Here is a 23,245-nt window from a genome sequence, read left to right on the forward strand (position 1 = left end):
CCGTTCGGAACACGCGCCCCGGAACCAGGCCCGGCCCTCAAACCATCCGGCATGTCGGGCGACGTCAGACGCTCCAATCCCTGGACCGCTGTGTCAGGTGAGGCTGAGCGTCGGCTTGCCGCTGGCCCAGATCTCCCGCAGGGACCGGATGGCCGCCTCTGCCGCCGCCACATCCTGCTCCTGCGCGGCCTGTTCCAGGCCCACCAGCGCTTCGCGCACTTCCGCAAGCCCGAAGGTCGCGGCGCTTCCGGCGATCCGATGGGCCTCCACCGCGGTTTCCGCGGCAACCGGATCCTGCCCGGCGTCCAGGTTCTCCAGAAAGGCATCCAGCTCCGTCGTGAATCGGTTCAGTAAGGTTTGCAGCGCCTCACTCCCGACGGCTTCGGCAAGATCATCAAGGTACTGGGAGCGCGGGCTTTCCGGCGCAGATTCTTGCGGAGATGCCGGTACATGATCGGCCACCAGCTGCAACAGACCGTCCCGCGTCAGGGGCTTGGTCAGAACCCCGTTCATCCCGTCGGCCATGAAGGCCTCCTGTTCCGAGGCCATGGCGTTTGCAGTCACCGCGATGATCGGCACCTGCGCCGAAGCCCCGGTCCCTGCGCGGATCGCCCTTGCGGCGCTGCGCCCATCCATCACCGGCATGCTGATATCCATGAGGATGATGTCGAACGCGGTGTCTTCCGCAAGGTCCACCGCCTCCCGCCCGTTGTGGGCCTCGGTCACCGAGTGGCCCTGCGCCATCAGCATTTCACGCGCCACCACACGGTTGATCTCGTTGTCCTCCACCAACAGGACATGGGCCTTCCGCGCGCCGTGGCCAGAAGACTGCGCATGCCGGTCCGCGATGGGTTCCGCGATGGGTTGGACCGGCAGATCGATGTGGAAGACACTGCCAGCGCCCGGATTGCTGTCGACGGAGATACTGCCCCCCAGCGCCTTGATGAACCGCTGCGCAATGCCCAGCCCAAGGCCGGTGCCGCCCACGTCCCGATCATAGGAGGTGTCACCGGTGGTGAAGTCGTCAAAGATCCTTGGCAGCAGCTCCGGGTCGATGCCAATGCCGGTATCGCGCACCGAAATCCGCAGCTTCATGGTGTCATCCGGGCCAGGGTCCGCCTTGGCCGTGATCCGGATACTGCCGTTCTTCGTGAATTTGACGGCATTGCCCACGATATTCATCAGGATGTGCTGCAAACGGTCCCGGTCTGCATGGATCCAATGCACCGGCGCCCCCTCCCATGCCCAGTCCAGACTGGTTCCGTGCCCCTCGGCGGCGCCGCCTTGGCTGTCGATAATGTCCTGCAAAAGCGTGCTGACGTTCATGTCCGCCGGGTGCAGCAGGAGTTTTCCGGCATCGAATTTGGTAATATCCAACACGTCGGACACATGGTTTTTCAGCAGCTTGCCCGAGATATGCATGTTTCGAACGTAGCGCGCCTGCTTGTCGCTCAGCGGCGTGTCCTCGAGCAGCGAAAGGTTGCCCAGAAGCCCGTTCAGCGGCGTGCGGATCTCATGGCTCATGGTCGCGAGGAAATCGGTCTTCGCCTTTTCGCCCGCCATCGCCCTGTCGCGCGCCAGCACCAGCTCTGCCTCGGCCTGCACCTGGCTGGAAATGTCCCGCAGGAAGGCAATGAAAATCTCCCCGTCCTTGGTGTCGGCGGACTGGATCGCCAGTTCGACCGGAAACACGTCCCCGTTTGCGCGCAGGGCTTCCAGTTTGAACCGGCCACTGCCGACGACGCGTTTCTCCCCGCGCTCCCGAAGCCGGGCCATCCCTGCCTCATGCGCGGCCCGGTACTGCTCCGGGACGATCAGCTTCCCGAGGTCCTGACCGATCGCCGCATCGGCGGAATGGCCGAATATCTGCTCGGCGGCGGCGTTGAAATCCAGGATCCGCCCCCAGGTATCGGCCACGATCACCGCGTCCAGCGACGTGCCCGTGACGATATTCATCCGCTCACTGGCTTCGATCGCCTGCGTCCGCCGCCGAACGTTCTGCGCGTTCAGAACCGCAAGGTAGCACACCAGAACCACCAGCGCCGCAACCAGCACGGCAATGGCCCAGGCCAGTTGCTTCAACGTGTTCGACAGGGCGTTGCGACGAAAATCGGAATCCTCGGCAAAGAAATTCAGCCCCGAGACCGACAACCGCCGAACGCTCGGGCGGATAGCCGTCGTCTCGGCCCGCAACGCAGGCAGTGCGGCCTGAAATGCAGTGATATCGCTGTCGATGATCGGAACCGCGCGATCCAGGTAGTCACCGACCGCCGCTAGGTGCCGGGCAAACTCCTCCACCTGACGCAGCTCGTGATAGATCGACGCCTGTCCCAGCGTCCGGATCCGGCTGTAGAAAACATCGAATTTGCGCCGCAGACTGCGGATATCGGGCACTTCGTTGGTCTGGACCTGCGCCAGGGCCAGCCGGAAGTGAAGAAATTCGACCTCGGTCTGGGACAATGTCCACTGGATATTGTCCGAACTGGCCGAGCTCAGCTGTCGCAGATCACGCGAAACGTTGAAGGCCAGCAGCGCAATTGCCACCAACCCCACTACGGCGGCCACGAGCAGGACTGCGAGCCGTAACCCGAGCATGCTGCGCATTTTGCCGACCATCGCCATCTTCCTCAAGTGCAGGCAGCCAGGGGCACCGATGCCGCACCCCCGCGTGTCGCTATTCGATCACCTCGATCCGGTCCAGCTGCCAGATGCTGCGGGAATAGACCACTTCTGATTGATATTCCGTTTTGCTGTCGTAAGGGTAAACAATCCACAGCGGCCCCTTGTCGCGCACTGACATTTCCTCACCGTTGAGCTTGTACGCGATGATCGGCCCGTCCTCGACTGCATCGCTGATCGGAATATCGACCGCATAGTCGTTGATCGCGGTCGCTCTCAGCGTGGTGCCGGACATCCCCAGGCTCTCGACCAACGCACTCAGCGGCACCCCCTCGAATGTCTGCACCCCCTGCGTCCAGATGGTGGAGGTTTCGAATTCGACGGTGCCCAGCTCTTGCAACATCTCAAGGTCAAACTGCACCGCCTCGGCCTCCGCCTGGTCTGCCATCGGACCGGTTACGGTCAACAGCACCTCCCCCGCGGGGTCTGCCTGGCTGGCGGCCGCAAAGGGCAGCATGGCCAACATGGAAATGGCAATCTTCTGGAGCGCGCGGCGAAGCATGTCATGACCTTCCTTGGTTGAGCTGTCCCACGTATCGCACGTGGGCAGGACAGGGCCAAAAGGTTAGACGGATACCCCCCTATCCTTTCGAATAGGCACAGCCGCGCCCCGCTGTCCGATACCCCGCTTGCCGTGCCGCCGATTTCCCGCCAAGCTGTGACGAATACGTGCCAATTTTGCCGTGCAAGCGCCGCAAACACCGGTTACGTCTTGTAGGGCGAGAGCAAGGAGCCTGAGATGAGAGTACTGATTGCCGACGATCACGACCTGTTGCGCGATACACTTGTCCTGTTCCTTGAAGGCCAGGGATCCATCACCACCAGAACCGCTGCGGATCTGGACCAGGCCTGCAAACTGATCGAGACCGAGGACCCTTTCGACCTTGTGCTTCTGGACCTCAACATGCCCGGCATGGACGGGCTGAACGGGTTGAAGCGGGCCATGGAGCTGAAGGATGGGCAACGGGTCGCCCTGATGTCCGGCACCGCAACCCGCCAGATCGCCGAGCAGGCGCTGGAGGCCGGGGCGGCAGGGTTCGTCCCCAAGACCCTGTCGGCGAAATCGATGATCAACGCGGTCAAGTTCATGGCCATGGGAGAGCAATATGCCCCCATCGATTTCATGACCGCGACGGAAACCGAGGAAACCCATCCTCTGGCGGAAAAGCTCTCCCCGCGCGAGCGTCAGGTTCTGAAAGGCCTGACCGAGGGCAAGTCCAACAAGGAAATTGCCCGGGATCTGGAGATTCCCGAACCCACGGTAAAGCTGCACATGAAAACGCTTTACCGAAAGCTGGAGGTCACCAACCGCACGCAGGCGGCGCTGGCCGCACGCGAGGCCGGGCTGTACTAGCCGTCAGATCGGCACGGCACTCGCATTCCCCTGCGGTGCAGACCTTACCCAGCGCTCGCAAAGGCCGTGCCGATGCGGTGCGCGGCCAGTTTCAGCCGGGCCAGGTGTTTGTCTGCCACCTCCTCGACGCTGTAGTCGCTGGCATTCCACACCAGGTTCATCGCCCCAATGGCCGTGGCCCCGGCAATGACCGGCACCGCGATTGCAGCCGGCAGCGCGCCGTAATCGACTGCGCGCCCCCAATATCCGGATGGGCGCACTGCATAACCCCGCTCGGCAATCTGGCCAAGGATTTGCGCAAGGCGGGGAAAGGCCTCCGCGTCCTCGCGGGGCAGGCGCCCGAACAGCTCCCGCAAGGCAACCACCCGGTCCTCCCCTGACAGCGCGGACAGATAGGCCGTGCCCAGCGCGGAGAGAACCGGCGACGGGCGATAGCCCACCGTGTCAGGGTGCACCCCATGCACATTGAAGTTCCGTGAGGTGTCGACGATCTCGATCCTGCCGCCACCAACGGCCACGGCCAGATCGACGGCCAGCCCGGTGTCCCGACTGACCGCCAGCACTTCTTCCTTGCCGACAGCCACCATCAAATCCGCGTATCCCTCGGCCCGCGCTTCCTGCGGGAAAGCCGAGCCAACCTGGTATCTGCCGTCACTGCTGCGGCGGGCCAGCCAGCGGCGCGCCTCCAGCGTGGCACAGATCCTCAGCAGGGTTGCCTTGGGTAATGAGGTGCGGTCGGCCAGCTCTGCCAGAGAGCAGGTGCCGCAGCGCTGGACCGTCTCCAGCACGGTCAGCCCCCTGTCAATCGAGCGGTTCAGTTTCATCATGCTGCGTTCCACCTGGTGAAACACCTATTCGACAACAGTGAACCTGTTCAATACCTTTTCAGCGAGGCGCAACGGCGGCGCTGCCCCCGGTGTCGGAACACCGATCGGGCACGCCGTGTGATTGAGGATCTGGGCGTAACTATCCCCGAGATTGCCCGCGCCTGACCCCAACGTCACGGGGCGCGCGCGCTGCGCGCCTCGCCTGCCTGAAAGTGAGCTGTCACCATGCCTCGAAACGTTCTCTTCATCATGTGCGACCAGCTGCGCTGGGACTATCTGTCCTGCACCGGTCATCCCCACCTGCCCACCCCGAATATCGACCGGCTCGCCGAAAAAGGCGTTCTGTTCGACCGGGCCTATGTGCAATCACCGATCTGCGGGCCGTCGCGCATGTCGTTTTACACCGGACGCTATGTCAGCTCGCACGGGTCCACCTGGAACAACATTCCGCTGAAAGTGGGTGAAATGACGCTGGGCGACCACCTGCGCCCGCTGGGTGTGCGCACTGCGCTTGTCGGCAAGACCCACATGACCGCGGATGTCGAAGGCATGCGGCGGCTGGGCCTGGCCCCCGACAGCGAAATCGGGGTGCGTGTTGCGGAATGCGGCTTTGAGCCCTACGAGCGCGACGACGGGCTGCACCCGGATGGCCCGCGCTACCCCCGAAACCCGGCCTATGACCAGCATATGAAGCAGCGCGGCTGGCCCGATGAAAACCCCTGGCAAAGCGTCGCCAACAGCGCCGAGGATGCCGACGGCAACATTCTCAGCGGCTGGTTTCTCGACCATGCCGACAAACCGGCCCGCGTCGCCGAAGAGGACAGTGAAACCCCCTACACCACCAGCCGGGCGATGGATTTCATCCGCGAGGCAGGTGACACGCCCTGGTGCCTGCACCTGAGCTACATCAAGCCGCATTGGCCCTATATCGTGCCAGCGCCCTACCACGACATGTTCGGCCCCGAAACGCATCTGCCACCGGTGCGCGACGAAGCAGAGCGCGCTGATCCGCACCCGGTGTTCGGCGCTTTCATGGAAGAGCGCGTCTCCCGCGCCTTCACCGACGAGGGCACGCGCACCCGCGTCCTGACCGCCTATATGGGGCTGATCAAGCAACTCGACGACCAGATCGGGCGATTGATGGCCTTCCTTGATGAGCAGCGCCTGACCGACGACACGATGATCGTCTTCACCTCCGACCACGGCGATTACCTCGGCGATCACTGGATGGGCGAGAAGGAGCTGTTCCACGATGCATCCGCCCGCATCCCGTTGATCGTGGTCGACCCCCGCCCGCAGGCCGACGCCACCCGCGGCCTGCGCTCCGCGGCGCTTGTCGAAGCGATCGACGTGGTGCCCACGATCCTCGACTATTTCGGCGGCGAACAGGTGCCCCACATCATAGAGGGGCGGTCGCTTTCTCCGATCCTGCATGGACAGGCCGAGAAGGTCCGCGAGGTCGCGGTTTCGGAATACGACTATTCGATGCGCGATGTCCGCAAGCGTCTCGGCGTCGCGGTCAAGGATGCCAAGCTGACCATGCTGTTCGACGGTCGGTGGAAATACATCTTTGCCGAAGGGTTCCGGCCGATGCTCTTTGATCTCGAAACCGATCCTGACGAACTGAAGGATCTTGGGGCCGGTCCGGCCCACGCTGACGAAATCGCCCGGATGGAGAGGTTGTTCTTCGACTGGACCCGGCGCACCTCTCAGCGCACCACGATTTCCGACGCGGTGATCGCGGGGCGGAATGCAAGCCTGGGAGAGGCAAAGGTGGGAATCCTGATCGGCTATCGCAATGAAGACGAACTGCGCGACGTGCTGGCAGAGGCGGCCCAGCAAGAAAAGTCCTGAGCGGATCATCGGGCGAGAGGCCGGTCGTTCCCGGTCTCCGCGCCACCGCGGCGAACCGCCCGCCGGTGCCGAGTGGCCTCTCACAAGGGGGCGCTGCCGAAAGGCTTGGGCGTGGCGCGGTCAGTCCGGGCGAGGCTTGTCGTCCCAGTCGTCGTTCAGGATCCGGCGCGAGTCCCCCTCGGGGTCGTCATACTGATTGCTGCGCACCGTATAGACAAAGGCGATCAACCCCACCGAGCCGAGAAACAGCGAAATCGGGATCAGATAGGCAAGCACACTCATATGAGGCTCAGCTCCTGTTTGGCCGCGCCTAGCGTAGGCGCAGGGCGTTCAGCGACACCGTTATCGAAGACGTAGACATGGCCAGGGCCGCGATCAGGGGCGTCGCAAGACCGGCAACCGCCAGCGGCACGGCGACCACGTTGTACAGCGTGGCAATGCGGAAATTCTCGCGGATGCGGCGGGTCGCCTTCTGCGCCACGCTGCAGGCCTCGGCGATGGGCGTCAGATCCTGCCCCAAAAGGACGATATCCGAGGCCACCCGCGCCGCATCCAGCGCCGAGGCGGGCGAGATCGACACATGCGCCGCCGCCAGCGCCGCGGTGTCATTCAACCCATCACCCACCATCAGCACCTTGTGCCCGCGGTTCGTCAGCTTCTGAACGCGGGCGGATTTTTCGTCCGGCAGAGCCTCGGCCACCCATTTGGAAATCCCCAGCCGCGCGGCCAGCTCCTCGACCGCCCCGACGGTATCGCCCGAGATCAACAGCACCTCCTTGCCTGCTGCGCGCAGGGCGGCCACCGCCTCCGCCGCGCCGGGGCGCAGCGCATCGGTGAACAGAAACGGTTTTGCCTCTCCGGTGCCGACATCCAGCCAGGCCGCCGTCTGACGGCCCTGCACGGCACCAACCCAGGCTGCGCGTCCCAAGCGCACCACCCGCCCCTGATACATCCCCTCGGTGCCATGGCCGGGCACCTCGGCAATCTGTTGCACATCGGCCGCGGCAATGCCCGCGTCCCGCGCCGCACGGGCCAGCGCCACCGACAGCGGATGCGCCGAGGCCTCGGCCAATGCCAGCGCAACCGCAAGATCTTCCATGGCATGTTCCTGCAGGTTGGTCAGCTGCGGCGTGCCCGCCGTCAGCGTACCGGTCTTGTCAAAGACAACGGTATCGACCTCCGCCAGCCGCTCCAACGCGGTGGCGTGTTTGATCAGCATGCCGCGTTTGAACAGCCGCCCCGAGGCCGCGGTGGTCACCGCAGGCACCGCCAGCCCCAACGCGCAGGGACAGGTGATGATCAGCACTGCCGCGGCGATGTTCAGCGCCATGCGGATGTCAAAGGTCCAGAGGTACCAGCCGACAAAGGCCAGCGCCGACAGGATATGAACGCCGGGCGCATAGAGCTTGGCCGCGCTGTCCGCCAGCGAGGTATAGCGAGAGCGGCCCGACTCGGCGATGGCCACCAGATCCGCCATCCGGTGCAGCGAGGTGTCCTCCCCCACCGCCGTCGCGCGGATGGTCAGCGGGCCGGTCAGGTTCACCTCGCCCGCCGACACCGCAAGACCGGGGGCGGCATAGACCGGCAGCGTCTCGCCCGTCAGCAAGGAGCGGTCCAGCTCCGACTGGCCGTCGATGATTTCACCGTCCACCGGCATCCGCCCGCCCGGGCGCACAAGGATCAGATCGCCGACCGCCAGTTCCGCCACGGGCACCTCCTGCGCGCCGCCATCGCCAAGGCGAAGCGCGCGGGGCACCTCCAGCGCCGCCAGTTCCTCCGCCGCAGAGCGCGCCACCGCGCGGGTGCGGTAATCCAGATAGCGCCCGGCCAGCAGAAAGAAGGTCAGCGTCAGCGCCGCGTCGAAATAGGCGTGCTCACCCGACAGCGCGGTCTCCCACAGCGAGGTCACCAGCGCCAGCACCAGGGCCAGCACGATCGGCACGTCCATGTTCAGCCGCCCCACCCGCAAGGCACTCCAGGCGTTCACGAAAAACGGCTGCGCCGAGAAGATGACCGCCGGAAAGGTAATCGCGGCAGAGATCCAGTGGAACAGATCACGGGTCGCGTCCGATGCCCCGGACCAGACCGAAATCGACAGCAGCATCACGTTCATCGAGGCAAAGAAGGCCACCGCCAGCCGCATCAGCAGATCGCGCCCTGCCCGGTCGCTTCCGGTGGTGGCAAGCGCGGCGAGATCCAACTCATGCGCCTCATGCCCGACCTTCGCCAGCACCGGGATCAGGTCGGCCGCGCGCACCTCGGGCTCGGCCTCGATCAGGGCGCGCTTCAGAGTCAGGTTCACCCGTGCCGAATGCACAGCGGGGTGGGCGTTCAACGCGCGCTCCACCGTCGAAATGCAGGCCTGGCAATGAATGCCCGGCAGGGACAGCGCCAGACGGGCCTCGGTCGGGGGGGCTTCGACGGGGGCCTGCGGGGCGGCAACGCAGGCCGGGCAGGCGGCGAGCGTGGGGCGGGGCTGGACGGTCATGGCCCTAGCCCTTCACATGCAGGATCACCCGCTGGGTGAACTCGGTGCCGTTCCTGGCCCGCGCCACCATACGGATGTTCCAGTTGCCCGGCCCCAGGTCGGCCGAGGCCACATAGGCGGTGCCGTCAAAGGTGAACTGCGGCTGCTGGTCATCCTGCACATGTGTCGCCCGGCCCAGCGTCGCGGTCAGCTTGGCCACCTCGACCGGCTGGCCATCTGCATCGGTGATCTCCAGCCGCACCGCGTCGCCCGCAGCCGATGCATAGACCGACCAGCCCAGCGCCTCCTGCGCGCTGCGGCGCTGGTCGAACTTCTGGCTGGCCACGTAGGAGTTCTTCACCTCCAGCCCCGGAAAGGTCTGTACCGCGTTTACCGCCAGCGCAATGTTGACGCCAATGATCACCGCGAAGGCCCCGCAGAACACCATCAGCGCATGTTTCCCGGTGAATTCCCGTGTCCGCTTCGCCATGGCTCAGTTCCCCCGTCCGTTGAAAGTGGTATCCTTGTAGGCCCGCTCCCCGCTGTCGCGATCCTCGACCCAGATCCGCACCGGGCTCGTTGCCGCAGCAGAGGCAGGCGCCTGTGACGGGGCGACGATATAAACCCGTTGCAGCAGCGCGGTGTCGGCGGGCACCTCGACGATGGTGCCCTCCACGCCCTCCAGTGCGATCCTCATGCCCTCGCCGCCCTTGATCGACAGCGCGAAGGGCCGCGCCTCGCCGTGCTTGTTGCGCAGTCGCACGTCGTAGGTATTGCGGATCGAACCGTCCGACAGGGTGACAAACGTCGGGTTGCGCACCGGCGCCACCGTCAGTTCGATGTCGGAGCGGATGAACAGGGCAAACAGCAACCCCAGCCCGACCAGCCCCCACAGGGCCGTGTACATGACCGTGCGCGGCCGCAGGATATGCGTCCAGACTTTCCTGGGCGGCTTTCCTGCGCGCTCCTCGGCCTCATCGGACAGCGCCATGTAGTCGATCAGCCCGCGTGGTTTGCCGATCTTTGCCATCACGTCGTCACAGGCGTCGATGCACAGCGCGCAGGTGATGCATTCCATCTGCTGGCCGTCGCGGATGTCGATACCCATCGGGCAGACGTTGACGCAGGCCATGCAGTCGATGCAGTCGCCCTGCGGCTCCGGAACTGCGGCGGCGGGTGCCTTCTTCAGCTTGCCGCGCGGCTCACCGCGCCAGTCGCGATAGCCAACGGTCAAGGTGTCCTCATCCATCATGGCCGCCTGGATGCGCGGCCAGGGGCAGGCGTAGATACAGATCTGCTCGCGCGCGAAACCGCCAAAGAGGAACGTGGTCAAGGTCAGGATCGTCATCGTCGTATAGGCCACGGGGTGCGCATTCAGCGTCACCAGATCGCGCAGCAAGGTCGGCGCATCGGCAAAGTAGAAGACCCAGGCGCCGCCCGTCGCAAGACCGATCAGCAGCCACGCCACCCATTTGGTCAGACGCAGCCGCGCCTTGCGCAGATCCCAGCCCTGCTGGCGGTGCAGCCGCAGCCGGGCATTGCGGTCGCCCTCGATCCAGCGTTCCACCAGGATGAACAGGTCGGTCCAGACCGTCTGCGGGCAGGCATAACCGCACCAGACCCGCCCCAGCGCCGAGGTGAACAGGAACAGCCCCAGCCCCGCCATGATCAGAAGACCGGCGACGAAATAGAACTCATGCGGCCAGATCTCGATCCAGAAGAAATAGAACCGCCGCCCGGCCAGATCCAGCAACACCGCCTGGTCCGGCAGGCTGGGGCCGCGGTCCCAGCGGATCCAGGGCGTCAGGTAGTAGATCCCCAGCGTCACCGCCATGATGTACCACTTCAGGTTCCGAAACTTGCCGGAGACGCGCCGCGGAAAGATCGGCTCACGTGCGGCATACAGGCTGGGGGCGGGTTCTGAATCGCTCACGGACTCACTCCGGATTATGGCTGTCTTGCGCCCTTGTCCCAGATGCGGCGAGCGGCAACTTTGACGTGGATCAAAAAAGGCATCACACAATCATGTTTTCGCGCCGAACCTGATGTCCCGCAGGCAATCCGCCACCTATGCCTGTGCGCAACCCGCCGCCAGAGGCACGATGCCGCAGCGCCTCCCCCTAACCTGCGGCTATTGCGCCCGCCCCCGTTCACGCCGCAACCACGCGATGAAGGCGCGGGCCTCGGGGCGCAGAACACCGGGGCGCGTGACGATGTGATAGCCGCTGCCCTCCGCTTCGGTGAACAGGGCCAGCAGGCGCCCCTCGGCGAGGTCTTCCTCGACGAAGTTCTGCACGCTGACCGCCACCCCCTGCCCGGCCCGGACGGCCTGCATCAGCAGGTTGCCGGGCAACCGGGTGCGCGGGCCACGCAGACTGTCCTCAACCCCTTGCGAGCGGAACCACCGACTTGCCTCGTTGGTGCCCAGCTCTTCGAGCCAAGGCAGGTCCAGCAGATCCGCCGCAGTGTCGACCCGACGCCCCGCCAGCAGCTGCGGCGCCGCCACCACCACCATCGGAGAGACCAGAAGCAACTCGGCCTCCAGCCCCGGCCACTGGCCATCACCGTATCGCAACGCGATCTCGACGCCGCCCGGCTTCAGTTCGACCAGCGTGCCGGTCGGGTCCAGCATCAGCTCGACCTCGGGGTGTTCGCCCTGAAAGCCCGGCAATCGCGGCACCAGCCATTGCGCCGCGAAACTGGGGGTGCAGGTCACATGCAGGGGCCGCGCGGCGCTCGCACCGGTCAACTCCTGCACGGCCGCCTGCATCGCGCCAAAACCCAGCAGAAGCGCGCGCGCCAGATGTTCACCTTCCGCGGTCAGCGCCAGAGACCGCCCGGAGCGGTCCACCAGCGCGACCCCCAGATGCGCTTCCAGCGCCCGCAACTGCTGGCTGATGGCAGCGTGGCTGACATTCAACGCCTGTCCCGCCTGCACCAGATTGCCGCTTTCGGCAAAGGCACAGAACGCGCGCAGCCCCGCCATAGGCGGCATGACCTTCCAATCCATATGTAAGCTAGCCTTACAGATACTGATTTTTCTTAACTGGCAGGAATCGCGCCTCCGCGCAAGGATACAACGGTCGAAAGACCCAGCCATCTGCCCAAGGAGGGCCCACACATGATCGGTATTCTTGCCCAGAGCCTCTTCACCGCCACCCGCATCACGCCACCCCAGCCCCAAGCCGACAACGACAGGTCCCGCACTGCCGCCGCGCCCTCCAAGCCCCACGCGGCAAACGCAAAAAGCGCCGGCTTTCCCAGAAACGCGCGAACAGATCGGAAAGCCGGCGCAGCGCCCGCCGGGCCTGCACGTCTGCCGGGCGGGATCACATGCCACCCCTGAAGGGGGATGGAGGGGCGGCAATCAGGTGTCTCGATCACCTGTACCGCCCCGGCTGCCCGCGCGATTTGATCCTGATCAAACCGCCTGCCCGAACCGGGTAAAAACTTGCCCTGCCCGGGCAAGGCACCTACGCTCAAATCATGGGCACAAGAAAAACGGCACCGCATCCGGACACCCACCGCGCACCGCTGAGCGCGGCAGAGGTGGGCGCACTGGCGCATCTCTACCGGGGCGAAATCTACCGCAGCACGATCTGGCGCACCCGGCTGGACACCACCACCAACTGGGCGGTGGTGACGCTGGGGGTGGCGCTGTCGATCTCCTTTTCCTCGCCCGAAGCCTCGCCGCTTCCACTGATCCTGGTCGGGGTGCTGATCATCTTCTTCCTGATGCTGGAAGCCCGCCGCTACCGCTATTTCAACGTGTTCCGCGCCCGCGCCCGCTGGATGGAGACGCATTTCTATGCCCCGATGCTGACCGAAGGCGACCTGCATCTGGAGGAGAACTGGCAGGCCGTTTTGGCCCGGGACTACCTGCGGCCAGAATACCACGTCAGCCAGATGACGGCGATCGGGCGGCGGATCCGGCGCAACTACTTCTGGATCCTGCTGATCCAGACCCTTGCCTATGCCGGCAAGATCGCGGTGCATCCCACCGCCGTGACCTCGCTGGAACAGGCCGTCAACCGTGCCGACATCGGCCCCTTCCCAGGCGAGTTGGTTTTGGCCACCGGCGCCTTCTACGTGGCTCTGTGGGGCGGGATCAGCGCCTGGAGCACCTGGAGCGACAGCCGACGCGCGCATCTGCGCGGGACCGCGACCTCCATGGGGTGATCCGCGGATCGCTTCAGCCCACCAAGGGCAGCACGAAAAAGGGCCACCCGCGCGGGGTGGCCCTTTTCTGTCACGATTGCGGTGATCGGCCTACTCGCCGCCGCCCAGCTGATGCACGTAGGCTGACACCGCGCGGATCTGCGCCTCGGTCAGCCGGGTATTCCAGGCCGGCATCACGCCATAGCGCGAATTTGTCACGGTCTCGGTCAGGGTCGCGTAGTCGCCACCATAGAGCCAGATCGCATCCGCCAGGTTCGGCGCGCCCTGGCTGCGGTCGCCAGTGCCGTCGGCGCCATGACAGGAGGCACAATTCTCCGCAAAGACCTCTGCCCCGGCAGCAACCTCGGATACATCCTGCGGCTCCCCCGACAGCGACATGACGAAATTGACCACCTGCGAGATCTCTTCCTTCGCCAGCAGTTCGTCGCGGCCGAAGGCGGGCATCTCGGAATAGCGCGCCTCGTCGCTGTCCTCGTTGCGGATACCATGGGCAACGGTCACATGGATCTCCTCCATGGACCCGCCCCACAGCCAGTCGTCATCAAGCAGGTTCGGATAGCCCTTGGCCCCCGCCGCGCCCGAGCCGTGACACTGCGCGCACCAGGTCTTGAAGACGGCGGAACCGGCGGAGACCGCATAAGGCCCCAGCTCGCTGTCGCTGGCGATGGCCGTCAGATCGGCCGCTTCCAGCCGCGCATTCATCGGCGCGTTGGCTTCCTCGACCGCGGCGATTTCGGCGGCGACATCTGCGCGCGTCGACCAGCCCAGCACACCGGCCGTGGCGCCATTGATCAGCGGCCAGGCCGGATAGGCCACGGTGTAGAGCAGCCCCCAGATGATGGTGGCATAGAAGGTCCACAGCCACCAGCGCGGCATCGGGTTGTCGAATTCCTCGATCCCGTCCCATTCATGGCCGGTGGTATTTGGATCGCCTTCGAATTTCTGTGCTTTCTTGCTCATGCCTTTGCCTCCTTCTTGGCAGCGGCGTCAGCCGGACCGGCGGGCGCTGGCGCGTCGTCATGCCGGAACGGAATATTGGCGGTGTCGCGGTAGACCTTGGTGCTGCCGGGCCGGAACGCCCAGATCACCACCCCGATGAAAAAGCTCAGCAGGAACAGCATCATCCAGCTGTCTGCGAATTGCCTCAGCAGCGTATAGAACTCCATCTCCGCCCCCTTTACCGGCTTGCGTCCGGGGTGAAGGTCGAGAAATCGACCAGCGTGCCCAACATCTGCAGATAGGCGATCAGCGCATCGGCCTCGGAAACCCCCGGTTGGCCGTCAAAGTTGCGCACGTTGATGCTCTCGCCATAGCGTTCGAGCAGCCCGTCATAGTCACTGTCAGGATCGGCCTGGGCGCGGAAGTCGGCCTGCGCCTGCGCGATCATCTCCTCGGTGTACGGGGTGCCCAGCATGGCGTTGGTCGCCATCACCTCGCCGATGTATCTGCCATCGATACGCGTCTCCTCGAGGAAACCGTATTTCGGCATCACCGACTCCGGCACCACCGCCTGCGGGTCGCGCAGGTGGTCGGCGTGCCACTCGTCCGAGTAGCGCCCGCCAACGCGGGCAAGGTCCGGCCCGGTGCGCTTGGAGCCCCACTGGAACGGCCGGTCATACATCGACTCCGCCGCCAGAGAGTAGTGGCCGTAACGCTCCACCTCGTCGCGCATCGGGCGGATCATCTGGCTGTGGCAGACATAGCAGCCCTCGCGGATGTAGACCTCCCGACCCGCCAGCTCGAGCGGGGTGTAAGGGCGCATGCCCTCCACCTTCTCGATGGTGTTTTCCAGGTAGAACAGCGGCGTGATCTGCACCAGCCCGCCGATCGTGACGACCAGGAAACTGCACACCAGAAGCAGGGTCGCATTGGTCTCGAGGATCTTGTGTTTGTCGAGAATAGACATGGTTTCCTGGCTCCTTATTCAGCCGGGACCGGTGCCGTCAGGCTGGCCTCTTTGGCCGGTGCCTTCCGGACGGTCATCCAGAGGTTGTAACACATGATGATGGCGCCCGCGAGGAACATGACCCCGCCCAGACCGCGCACCACGTACATCGGGAATTTCGCGGCAACGGTGTCGGCAAAGGAGTTCACCAGGAAGCCGTTGGCGTCCACTTCGCGCCACATCAGGCCTTCCATGATGCCGGTGACCCACATCGACGCGGCGTAGAGAACGATGCCGATGGTGGCGAGCCAGAAGTGCCAGCTGACCAGCGACAGCGAATACAGCCGCTCGCGCTTCCACAGCACCGGCACCAGGTAGTACAGCGCACCAAAGGTGATCATGCCGTTCCAGCCGAGCGCACCGGAATGCACGTGGCCGATGGTCCAGTCGGTGTAATGCGACAGCGAGTTCACCGCGCGGATGGACATCATCGGCCCCTCAAAGGTGGACATGCCGTAGAAGCCGACAGAAATCACCATCATCCGGATCACCGGATCGGTGCGCAGCTTGTCCCAGGCGCCCGACAGGGTCATCAGCCCGTTGATCATGCCACCCCAGCTGGGCATCCACAGGATCACCGACATCACCATGCCCAGCGTCGAGGCCCAATCCGGCAGCGCGGTATAGTGCAGGTGGTGCGGGCCGGCCCAGATATAAAGGAAGATCAACGCCCAGAAGTGGATGATCGACAGCTTGTAGGAGAAGACGGGACGCTCGGCCTGCTTGGGAATGAAGTAATACATCATGCCCAGGAAGCCCGCGGTCAGGAAGAAGCCCACCGCGTTGTGGCCATACCACCACTGGATCATCGCATCCTGCACGCCCGGCCAGACGATCACCGACTTGGAGCCCCAGATCGAGACGGGGATGGTCATGTTGTTGACCACATGCAGCATGGCAACGGTGACGATAAAGGCCAGGTAGAACCAGTTCGCCACATAGATATGCGGCTCCTTGCGCTTGATGACCGTGCCCAGAAAGACCGCGAGATAGGCGACCCAGACAATTGTCAGCCACAGGTCAACGTGCCATTCCGGTTCGGCGTATTCCTTGGACTGGGTGGAGCCGAACAGGTAGCCGGTCGCCGCCAGCACGATGAACAGCTGGTAGCCCCAGAACACGAACCACGCCAGGTTGCCGCCCCACAGCCGCGCCGCGCAGGTGCGCTGCACGACGTAGAACGAGGTGGCGATCAGCGCGTTGCCGCCAAAGGCAAAGATCACCGCCGAAGTGTGCAGCGGCCGCAGGCGGCCGAAGTTCGCCAGCCCCTCGGCCCACTCGAAGTTCAGGGAAGGAAAAGCCAGCTGGAAGGCGATGAAGGTGCCGACCAGGAAGCCCACCACGCCCCAGAAGGCGGTGGCGATTGTGCCAGCGCGGATCACGCTGTCAAAGTACTCGTGTTGCGGATGCGCCGCCGTCGCGGGGACCGGTTCTCCGGTCTGGCGCAGCGTGTAAAGAAACAGCCCTCCAGCCACGATCATCACGATGACCGCATGCACCTGATAGGCCAGATCGCGCGCGTAGTTGGTGCCGATCATCGCAAACAGCGTGACCAACCCAAGCGCTATCAGCTTGATATAATTAGACATCTTGCGTCCCTTTGCCTGCACTCCGCGAATCTTGCGCCCCGGAGGCATGTTTTGACCGTGCCCTTGATGCCGCAGGCGCATCCTTGCCGCCTTGATCTGCATCAAGACGTCAGAAGGCGACATGTGACACTTGTACAGGTGCAGTGAAATGTCGCGCCCGGCCCCTCGCAGCGGCTGGCGTCGGCCCGTCAGGAGATGTGCGAAATGGCCTACAAATCCGTGTTAACCGTCTTGTCCGCCGCCGAAAGCGCGTCGGCACCGCTGGCCCAAACGGCCGCGCTGGCCGACGCCTTTGGAGGCCACGCAGAGGCGCTGTGCCTGGGCGTCGATCGCACCCAGACCGGCTATTACTACGCCGGGGCCAATGCGCTGGTGTTGCAGGAAAGCCTGGCCCGCGCCAGCGAGGAGGCCAAGGCGCTCGAAGCCCTGGCGATAACCACGCTGGAGGCCGCGGCCGTGCCCTTTTCCACCGACACGGGCGTCGCCCAAATGGCCGACCTTGGCCGCCATGTGGCGCGCCGGGCCCGATTCTCGGATCTGGTCGTGCTTGGCCAGCCCTACGGGGAGGGCAAACGCGCCGAAGCCGAACCCATCGTCGAGGCCGCCCTGTTCGAAGGCCGCGCCCCGGTGCTGGTGGTGCCGGATGCGCAGGCATCGTTGCGGCGGCCCGGAACCGTCGTGGTGGCCTGGAACGAAAGCCTCGAAGCGATGACAGCCGTGCGCCATGCGCTGCCCTTCCTGCGGCAGGCCGATCTCGTCCGCCTCGCGGTGATCGACCCGCCCCAGCACAGCAGCGAACGGTCGGACCCCGGCGGCCTGCTGGCGCAGATGCTGGCCCGCCACGGGGTCACCTGCGAAATCGACGTGCTCAGCAAGACCCTGCCACGGGTGTCCGATGTGCTGAACCGCCACGCCGCCGACACCGCCGCCGACCTCATCGTCATGGGCGCTTACGGGCACTCGCGCTTTCGCGAGGCGATCCTGGGGGGCGCGACCCGCAACATGCTCGAGCAGGCGCGCGTGCCGGTACTGATGGCGCACTGACCGCCACGGCGGTTTCAAATCCGCCCAGCATCCAGCCGGTCAGCAAGGCGCCCTGTCACGGGGCGCCTTAAGGGTCAGCTGGCCTTGCGGATCAGACCGATCAGGAACAGCAGGATCACGGCGCCGATCGTGGCATGGACCAGCGACCAGAAGAAACCGCCCCCCGCGGCAAAGCCAAGGGCGGGAAAGATGACACCGGCCAGAAACGCGCCAACCACGCCGACGATGATATTGCCCAGCAGGCCGAACCCGCGCCCCTGCATGATCTTGCCCGACAGCCAACCGGCCAGCGCGCCGACGATCAACATCCCGATAAGACTTCCAAACTCCATTGCGGCCTCCTCAGCGTTGCACAAGTGGCAGTAGAGCACAGGCCCTCGCTGCGGTCAGCCCATCACGGTCGCAAACCGCGCAACCGTGACCACAAGGCCCGGTCGCGGGGGCGCTGTCACAGCCAGATGCGGCCGCCCTGGCGGCATCCGGGATCAGTCTTCGCTGTCGGTGCCCGCCTCGTCCAGCAGGCGCGTCATGTCCGGCACCGTGACATGGCGTTTGCCCGCCAACTGGATAACACCGTCGCGCTTCAGCGCCGACATCTGACGGCTGACCGTCTCCAGCGTCAGGCCGAGATAATCGGCCATCGCCTCGCGGGTCAGCGGCAGATCGAACTCGGCGGTGTCGGTGTCGTCCCCCGGGGTCAACGCGGCGTTGCGACGGGCGATGATGGCCAGCAGGCTGGCAATCTTCTCCCGGGCGGTCTTGCGGCCCAGCACCAGCATCCACTCCCGCGCGGCATCCAGCTCGTTCAGGGTCATCTCCAGCAGCCGGTGGGCAATATGCGGGGTGCGCTCCATCAGATCCTCAAAGGGCTTCTTGCGGAAACAGCACATCACGAGGTCAGTGGTGGCGACCACGTCATAGGCGGCGCCCTCGCGTCCCGGCCGACCAACGAAATCACTGGGCAGCAGCAGCCCGACCATCTGGGTCCGCCCATCTTCCATCGTCTGCGTCAGCGAGGCGATACCGGTGACGACCGAGCCGACGAAACTCATCTGGTCACCGGACCAAATGACCGGCTGGCCGGCTTCATAGCTGCGGTAGTACTTGATGGCGTCCAACTGCTCCAGCTCATCAGCGTCGCAGCGGGCGCAAACGGCACGGTGGCGGATCGGGCAGTCGGCGCATCTGGACTGGGACAGGACAGGCGCATTCATGAGAGGATCCCGTTTGATCTGGGTCAAGGCAGGCCTTGGCCTGTCCGCCACAACCTAGTGGAAGCAGCCACAAAGCTCAATCGGGGCGGCCCGGATTAATGCCGGTCGCCCGCTGCGCCCTGCTGCCGCAGCTGACCCGTCGGCGCGGCTCAGCCCCCTCCCTCAGCCCCCGGCCGCGGCCAGCAGCTTGCGGGTATACTCGGCCTTCGGATTGGCAAACAGCTCCGCCGCCGGCCCTGCCTCGACCACGTCGCCCTGGTTCATCACCACCACGCTGTGCGACATCGCCCGCACCACGTTGAGGTCATGGCTGATGAACAGGTAGCCCAGCCCGTGCCGCGCCTGCAAATCGCGCAGCAGCTCGACGATCTGCACCTGCACCGTCATGTCCAGCGCCGAGGTGGGCTCGTCCAGCACCACCAGCTTGGGGCGCAGCACCATGGCGCGGGCAATCGCGATGCGCTGGCGCTGGCCGCCGGAGAATTCATGCGGGTAGCGGTCCATCGCCGCCGGGTCGAGGCCGACCTCGTGCATCACCTCCGCCACCAGCTCGCGCGGCTTGCGGTGCTGGTCCACCTTGTGGATGGCCAGCCCCTCGGCAATGATCTGCGCGCAGGTCATCCGCGGACTGAGCGAGCCGAACGGATCCTGGAACACGATCTGCATGTCCTTGCGCAGACGGCGCAGCTCACGGGTGGACCATTTGCGCAGGTCCTGGCCGCAGAAGGTCACCGCGCCCTCGGACGCGATCAGCCGCATGATCGCCAGCGCCAGCGTGGTCTTGCCCGAACCACTCTCGCCGACGATGCCCAGGGTCTCGCCCGCGCGCACCCGCAGCGACATCGGGTTCACCGCCTTGACGTGCCCCACGGTGCGTTTCAGCAGCCCGCGCTGGATCGGGAACCAGACCTTGAGATCGCGAGCCGAGACCAGCTCCTCCGCGTCCGGTGCCACCGGCTTCGGCTGGCCCGAAGGCTCCGCCGCCAGCAATTTCTGCGTATAGGGGTGCTTGGGCGCGGCAAAGATCTCCGCTGCCGGGCCCTCCTCGACGATCTCGCCGTTCTTCATCACGCAGACCCGGTCGGCAATGCGGCGCACGATGGCCAGATCATGGGTGATGAACAACAGCCCCATGCCCTCGCTTTTCTTCAGCTCCGCCAGCAGGTCGAGGATCTGCGCCTGGATGGTCACGTCCAGCGCCGTTGTCGGCTCATCCGCGATCAGGATGTCGGGCTTGTTGGCCAGCGCCATGGCGATCATCACCCGCTGCCGCTGGCCGCCGGACAGCTGGTGCGGATAGGCGCTGAGCCGGTTTTCCGCATCGCGGATGCCGACCTTGTCCAGCAGCTCCAAAATCCGCGCCCGCGCCGCCTTGCCTGCCAGCCCCTGGTGCAGTGCCAGCGATTCCGCCAGCTGGCGCTCAATCGTGTGCAGCGGGTTGAGCGAGGTCATCGGCTCCTGGAAGATGAAGCTGATGTCATTGCCGCGCACCTGCATCAGGTGCTTTTCATCCGCGCCGACCATCTCGTGCCCGTCGTAGGTGACCGAGCCCTCGACAATCGCGCTGTCACCCAGCAGCGACACGGTGGACAGCGCCGAAACCGACTTGCCGGAGCCCGACTCGCCCACCAGCGCCACGGTCTCGCCGCGCCCCACGGAAAAGGAGACGCCCCGCACGGCCTCCGTCAGCTTGCCGTCCTGACGGAAGGAGACGCGGAGGTTTTGGACGTTCAGAAGGGGAGCGTTTGTCGTGGTCATCTATTCTGCGTCTCCGGTAACCCAGTTTCCGCCCGGGACGTTTGCGGCCCGGGCTGCGCCTGCCTGCCCCTCGGCAGGCGCATTTGCGCCCGCCCAGGCAGGCACAGCCCTCGCGTTTGTTTCCGAAATTATCCTCATGAAAACGTCTTCCGCGGATCAAAGGCATCGCGCACGCCCTCAAAAATGAACACCAGCAGCGACAGCATGATCGCGAAGGTGAAGAAGGCGGTGAAGGCCAGCCAGGGCGCCTGCAGGTTCTGCTTGGCCTGCAACGTCATCTCGCCCAGCGACGGCGCCGAGGACGGCAGCCCGAAGCCGAGGAAATCCAGCCCCGCCAAAGACGAGATCGTGCCAGTGACGATGAAGGGCATCATGGTCAGCGTCGCCACCATCGCATTGGGCAGCATGTGGCGGAACATGATGGTCATGTTGCCGACCCCCAGCGCCTTGGCGGCGCGCACGTATTCCAGGTTGCGCGCGCGCAGGAACTCGGCCCGCACCACGCCCACCAGCGCGGTCCAGCCGAACAGCACCATCAGGAACACCAAGAGCCAGAAACTGCGCCCCAGCACCGCGAACATGATGATGATGACATAGAGCGTCGGCGTCGCGCTCCAGATCTCGATCGCGCGCTGGAAGATCAGGTCGAGCCAGCCGCCGAAATAGCCCTGCACCGCACCTGCGATGATGCCCAGCACCGTCGCCGCGCCGGTCACGATCAGGGTGAACAGGATCGACAGGCGGAAGCCGTGGATCACCCGCGCCAGCACGTCGCGCTTGGTATCGTCGGTGCCCAGCCAGTTCTGGCTGTTGGGCGGCAGGGGCGCCGCGCCGGGGCGGTCGACGGAGGTGTTGTAGCTGTAGGGGATCGGCGGCCACAGCGTCCAGCCTTCGTAGAACCCATCGGCCTGATAGGTGCCCGCATCGATCTGCTCCAGGATGCCCTCGGGATCGTCAAAGCAATCCTCGATGCCGCCGGAGCGGATCAGGCATTCCACCTCCGGGTCGCGGTAGGGCGCCTCGGTCTGGAAATCGCCGCCGAATTCGGTCTCCGGGTAGAACTTGAAGATCGGCGTGTACAGCTCGCCGCGGTAGCTGGCGAGGATCGGTTTTTCATTGGCCAGGAAATCGGCAAACAGCGACAGCGTGAACAGCACCGAGAAGATGATCAGCGACCAGTAGGCGCGCTTGTTCTTGCGGAAATTGTTCCAGCGGCGCTGGTTCAGGGGGGAAAGTGCCATGGCTCAGCCCTCCCGCTTTTCAAAGTCGATGCGCGGATCGACCAGCACATACATCAGGTCCGAAATGATCCCGACCACCAGGCTCATCAGGCCAAAGATGAACAGCGTGCCGAAGATCACCGGGTAATCCCGCGCCACCGCGGCCTCGAACCCCAGCCGCCCCAGACCGTCGAGCGAGAAGATCGTCTCGATGATCAACGAACCGGAAAAGAAGATGCCAATGAACACCGACGGAAAACCCGCGATCACGATCAGCATCGCGTTGCGGAACACATGGCCGTACAGCACCCGGTTCTCGCTCAGCCCCTTGGCGCGGGCGGTCATCACATACTGCTTCTTGATCTCATCAAGGAAGGAGTTCTTGGTCAGCAGCGTCAACGTCGCAAAGGCACCGATGGTCGAGGCCAGCACCGGCAGCGCGATGTGCCAGAAATAATCGGCCACCTTGCCCAACAGGCTCAGATCCTCCCAGTTGTCCGAGGTCAGCCCGCGCAACGGGAATATCTGCCAGTAGGAGCCACCGGCAAACAGCACCAGGAGCATGATCGCAAACAGGAACGACGGAATCGCATAGGCCGCGATGATCACGCCGCTGGTCCAGGTGTCGAACCGCGAGCCATCCGTCAGCGCCTTGCGAATGCCCATCGGGATCGAGATCAGATAGGCGATCAGCGTCGACCACAGGCCAAGCGAGATCGATACCGGCATTTTCTCCAGCACCAGCTCGGTCACGCCGATCTTGCGAAAATAGCTCTCGCCGAAATCGAACTGCACGTAGTTCCACATCATGTTGATGAACCGCTCCAGCGGCGGCTTGTCGAACCCGAATTCGCGCTCCAGCTCCTCGATGAACTCGGGCGGCAGGCCCTGGGCGCCCGCATAGCGATCCGTGGCGCCGCCGGATTCGATCTCGGCGCCGCTGCCACCGGCAAAGCCCTCGAACACGTCACCGGCACCCTGCTGCTGGGCGATGATCTGCTCGATCGGGCCGCCGGGCACGAATTGCACCAGCACGAAATTCACCACCATGATGCCGAACAGCGTCGGGATCACCAAAAGCAGGCGTCGAAGAATATAGGCTGCCATGTCGGGGA

Annotated in this window: 21 protein-coding genes; 4 read left to right on the forward strand and 17 right to left on the reverse strand. The window is 64.7% G+C overall.

The genetic code is table 11. The features are described from left to right. Positions 1–93: 93 nt before the first annotated feature. Both AB9K35_RS19635 and AB9K35_RS19640 read right to left on the reverse strand, forming a co-directional pair. Positions 94–2,616, reverse strand: a complete 2,523-nt coding sequence (locus tag AB9K35_RS19635; protein ID WP_369928728.1) for an ATP-binding protein — start codon at positions 2,614–2,616, stop codon at positions 94–96. Positions 2,617–2,674: 58 nt separating this feature from the next. Then, the gene (locus tag AB9K35_RS19640; RefSeq protein WP_369928730.1) at positions 2,675–3,181 is read right to left on the reverse strand and encodes a molybdopterin-dependent oxidoreductase; all 507 of its coding nucleotides are present in this window, start codon (positions 3,179–3,181) and stop codon (positions 2,675–2,677) included. Positions 3,182–3,418: 237 nt separating this feature from the next. Here AB9K35_RS19640 and AB9K35_RS19645 point away from each other — a divergent pair, with 237 nt between their 5' ends. Then, the gene (locus AB9K35_RS19645; RefSeq protein WP_369928732.1) at positions 3,419–4,033 is read left to right on the forward strand and encodes a response regulator transcription factor; all 615 of its coding nucleotides are present in this window, start codon (positions 3,419–3,421) and stop codon (positions 4,031–4,033) included. Between the two features lie 44 nt (positions 4,034–4,077). Here AB9K35_RS19645 and AB9K35_RS19650 read toward each other — a convergent pair whose 3' ends face one another. Then, positions 4,078–4,860, reverse strand: coding sequence for an IclR family transcriptional regulator (locus AB9K35_RS19650; RefSeq protein ID WP_369928734.1), 783 nt, complete (start codon positions 4,858–4,860; stop codon positions 4,078–4,080). A 225-nt stretch (positions 4,861–5,085) separates the two neighbouring features. Between AB9K35_RS19650 and AB9K35_RS19655 the strand changes: the two genes are divergently transcribed. Continuing rightward, positions 5,086–6,714, forward strand: a complete 1,629-nt coding sequence (locus AB9K35_RS19655; RefSeq protein WP_369928736.1) for an alkaline phosphatase family protein — start codon at positions 5,086–5,088, stop codon at positions 6,712–6,714. 120 nt (positions 6,715–6,834) lie between these two features. Here AB9K35_RS19655 and ccoS read toward each other — a convergent pair whose 3' ends face one another. The 5 genes from ccoS to AB9K35_RS19680 form a co-directional block, all read right to left on the reverse strand. Further along, complete coding sequence (gene ccoS / locus AB9K35_RS19660) at positions 6,835–6,996, reverse strand: cbb3-type cytochrome oxidase assembly protein CcoS (RefSeq protein ID WP_369928738.1); 162 nt, start codon at positions 6,994–6,996, stop codon at positions 6,835–6,837. A 28-nt stretch (positions 6,997–7,024) separates the two neighbouring features. Further along, positions 7,025–9,202 carry a heavy metal translocating P-type ATPase gene (locus AB9K35_RS19665; protein WP_369928740.1) on the reverse strand — a complete coding sequence of 726 codons (2,178 nt, stop codon included), beginning with the start codon at positions 9,200–9,202 and terminating at the stop codon, positions 7,025–7,027. A 4-nt stretch (positions 9,203–9,206) separates the two neighbouring features. Beyond that, positions 9,207–9,671 (reverse strand): FixH family protein, encoded by a 465-nt coding sequence (locus AB9K35_RS19670; RefSeq protein ID WP_369928742.1) that lies wholly within the window; start codon positions 9,669–9,671, stop codon positions 9,207–9,209. 3 nt (positions 9,672–9,674) lie between these two features. Next, positions 9,675–11,114 carry a cytochrome c oxidase accessory protein CcoG gene (gene ccoG / locus AB9K35_RS19675; protein ID WP_369928744.1) on the reverse strand — a complete coding sequence of 480 codons (1,440 nt, stop codon included), beginning with the start codon at positions 11,112–11,114 and terminating at the stop codon, positions 9,675–9,677. A gap of 198 nt (positions 11,115–11,312) precedes the next feature. After that, positions 11,313–12,191 (reverse strand): LysR family transcriptional regulator, encoded by an 879-nt coding sequence (locus tag AB9K35_RS19680; protein WP_369928746.1) that lies wholly within the window; start codon positions 12,189–12,191, stop codon positions 11,313–11,315. 476 nt (positions 12,192–12,667) lie between these two features. Here AB9K35_RS19680 and AB9K35_RS19685 point away from each other — a divergent pair, with 476 nt between their 5' ends. Continuing rightward, positions 12,668–13,360 carry a DUF2270 domain-containing protein gene (locus AB9K35_RS19685; RefSeq protein WP_222454764.1) on the forward strand — a complete coding sequence of 231 codons (693 nt, stop codon included), beginning with the start codon at positions 12,668–12,670 and terminating at the stop codon, positions 13,358–13,360. Between the two features lie 90 nt (positions 13,361–13,450). Here the strand turns inward: AB9K35_RS19685 and ccoP are convergent, their stop codons facing one another. The 4 genes from ccoP to ccoN are packed head-to-tail and all read right to left on the reverse strand — an operon-like array spanning position 13,451 to position 16,894. After that, positions 13,451–14,320 carry a cytochrome-c oxidase, cbb3-type subunit III gene (ccoP, locus tag AB9K35_RS19690; protein WP_369928748.1) on the reverse strand — a complete coding sequence of 290 codons (870 nt, stop codon included), beginning with the start codon at positions 14,318–14,320 and terminating at the stop codon, positions 13,451–13,453. Continuing rightward, on the reverse strand, positions 14,317–14,526 hold the full coding sequence (locus AB9K35_RS19695; RefSeq protein ID WP_369928750.1) for a cbb3-type cytochrome c oxidase subunit 3: 210 nt from the start codon (positions 14,524–14,526) through the stop codon (positions 14,317–14,319). The genes ccoP and AB9K35_RS19695 overlap by 4 nt, the downstream gene beginning before the upstream one ends. An 11-nt stretch (positions 14,527–14,537) precedes the next feature. Continuing rightward, complete coding sequence (gene ccoO, locus AB9K35_RS19700) at positions 14,538–15,266, reverse strand: cytochrome-c oxidase, cbb3-type subunit II (RefSeq protein WP_369928752.1); 729 nt, start codon at positions 15,264–15,266, stop codon at positions 14,538–14,540. Positions 15,267–15,280: 14 nt separating this feature from the next. Beyond that, positions 15,281–16,894, reverse strand: a complete 1,614-nt coding sequence (gene ccoN / locus AB9K35_RS19705) for a cytochrome-c oxidase, cbb3-type subunit I (RefSeq protein ID WP_369928754.1) — start codon at positions 16,892–16,894, stop codon at positions 15,281–15,283. A gap of 204 nt (positions 16,895–17,098) precedes the next feature. Between ccoN and AB9K35_RS19710 the strand changes: the two genes are divergently transcribed. Then, positions 17,099–17,938 carry a universal stress protein gene (locus AB9K35_RS19710; RefSeq protein WP_369928756.1) on the forward strand — a complete coding sequence of 280 codons (840 nt, stop codon included), beginning with the start codon at positions 17,099–17,101 and terminating at the stop codon, positions 17,936–17,938. A gap of 74 nt (positions 17,939–18,012) precedes the next feature. Here AB9K35_RS19710 and AB9K35_RS19715 read toward each other — a convergent pair whose 3' ends face one another. The 5 genes from AB9K35_RS19715 to AB9K35_RS19735 all read right to left on the reverse strand — a co-directional run bounded on the left by AB9K35_RS19715 (position 18,013) and on the right by AB9K35_RS19735 (position 23,237). Further along, entirely contained in the window at positions 18,013–18,270 is a 258-nt protein-coding gene (locus tag AB9K35_RS19715; RefSeq protein ID WP_222454758.1) for a GlsB/YeaQ/YmgE family stress response membrane protein, read from the reverse strand. Between the two features lie 153 nt (positions 18,271–18,423). Further along, a complete protein-coding gene (gene fnrL, locus AB9K35_RS19720; protein ID WP_369928758.1) occupies positions 18,424–19,152 on the reverse strand; it encodes a transcriptional regulator FnrL in 729 nt (242 codons plus the stop codon). Between the two features lie 162 nt (positions 19,153–19,314). After that, positions 19,315–20,910: an ABC transporter ATP-binding protein gene (locus AB9K35_RS19725; RefSeq protein ID WP_369928760.1), complete on the reverse strand. Its 1,596-nt coding sequence runs from the start codon at positions 20,908–20,910 to the stop codon at positions 19,315–19,317. Between the two features lie 134 nt (positions 20,911–21,044). Next, positions 21,045–22,151 carry an ABC transporter permease gene (locus tag AB9K35_RS19730; RefSeq protein ID WP_369928762.1) on the reverse strand — a complete coding sequence of 369 codons (1,107 nt, stop codon included), beginning with the start codon at positions 22,149–22,151 and terminating at the stop codon, positions 21,045–21,047. 3 nt (positions 22,152–22,154) lie between these two features. Next, positions 22,155–23,237 carry a microcin C ABC transporter permease YejB gene (locus AB9K35_RS19735; RefSeq protein ID WP_222454754.1) on the reverse strand — a complete coding sequence of 361 codons (1,083 nt, stop codon included), beginning with the start codon at positions 23,235–23,237 and terminating at the stop codon, positions 22,155–22,157. Between the last annotated feature and the right edge of the window lie 8 nt (positions 23,238–23,245).

Origin of the sequence: Leisingera sp. XS_AS12 (assembly GCF_041224635.1) — a bacterium.
Lineage (GTDB): Bacteria > Pseudomonadota > Alphaproteobacteria > Rhodobacterales > Rhodobacteraceae > Leisingera.

Bases quoted from the DNA above. Each gene is read 5' to 3' on its own strand.
- AB9K35_RS19635 (WP_369928728.1), bottom strand. From the start codon at position 2,616: ATGGTCGGCAAAATGCGCAGCATGCTCGGGTTACGGCTCGCAGTCCTG.
- AB9K35_RS19640 (WP_369928730.1), bottom strand. From the start codon at position 3,181: ATGCTTCGCCGCGCGCTCCAGAAGATTGCCATTTCCATGTTGGCCATG.
- AB9K35_RS19645 (WP_369928732.1), top strand. From the start codon at position 3,419: ATGAGAGTACTGATTGCCGACGATCACGACCTGTTGCGCGATACACTT.
- AB9K35_RS19650 (WP_369928734.1), bottom strand. From the start codon at position 4,860: ATGATGAAACTGAACCGCTCGATTGACAGGGGGCTGACCGTGCTGGAG.
- AB9K35_RS19655 (WP_369928736.1), top strand. From the start codon at position 5,086: ATGCCTCGAAACGTTCTCTTCATCATGTGCGACCAGCTGCGCTGGGAC.
- ccoS (WP_369928738.1), bottom strand. From the start codon at position 6,996: ATGAGTGTGCTTGCCTATCTGATCCCGATTTCGCTGTTTCTCGGCTCG.
- AB9K35_RS19665 (WP_369928740.1), bottom strand. From the start codon at position 9,202: ATGACCGTCCAGCCCCGCCCCACGCTCGCCGCCTGCCCGGCCTGCGTT.
- AB9K35_RS19670 (WP_369928742.1), bottom strand. From the start codon at position 9,671: ATGGCGAAGCGGACACGGGAATTCACCGGGAAACATGCGCTGATGGTG.
- AB9K35_RS19680 (WP_369928746.1), bottom strand. From the start codon at position 12,191: ATGGATTGGAAGGTCATGCCGCCTATGGCGGGGCTGCGCGCGTTCTGT.
- AB9K35_RS19685 (WP_222454764.1), top strand. From the start codon at position 12,668: ATGGGCACAAGAAAAACGGCACCGCATCCGGACACCCACCGCGCACCG.
- ccoP (WP_369928748.1), bottom strand. From the start codon at position 14,320: ATGAGCAAGAAAGCACAGAAATTCGAAGGCGATCCAAATACCACCGGC.
- AB9K35_RS19695 (WP_369928750.1), bottom strand. From the start codon at position 14,526: ATGGAGTTCTATACGCTGCTGAGGCAATTCGCAGACAGCTGGATGATG.
- ccoO (WP_369928752.1), bottom strand. From the start codon at position 15,266: ATGTCTATTCTCGACAAACACAAGATCCTCGAGACCAATGCGACCCTG.
- ccoN (WP_369928754.1), bottom strand. From the start codon at position 16,894: ATGTCTAATTATATCAAGCTGATAGCGCTTGGGTTGGTCACGCTGTTT.
- AB9K35_RS19710 (WP_369928756.1), top strand. From the start codon at position 17,099: ATGGCCTACAAATCCGTGTTAACCGTCTTGTCCGCCGCCGAAAGCGCG.
- AB9K35_RS19715 (WP_222454758.1), bottom strand. From the start codon at position 18,270: ATGGAGTTTGGAAGTCTTATCGGGATGTTGATCGTCGGCGCGCTGGCC.
- fnrL (WP_369928758.1), bottom strand. From the start codon at position 19,152: ATGAATGCGCCTGTCCTGTCCCAGTCCAGATGCGCCGACTGCCCGATC.
- AB9K35_RS19725 (WP_369928760.1), bottom strand. From the start codon at position 20,910: ATGACCACGACAAACGCTCCCCTTCTGAACGTCCAAAACCTCCGCGTC.
- AB9K35_RS19730 (WP_369928762.1), bottom strand. From the start codon at position 22,151: ATGGCACTTTCCCCCCTGAACCAGCGCCGCTGGAACAATTTCCGCAAG.
- AB9K35_RS19735 (WP_222454754.1), bottom strand. From the start codon at position 23,237: ATGGCAGCCTATATTCTTCGACGCCTGCTTTTGGTGATCCCGACGCTG.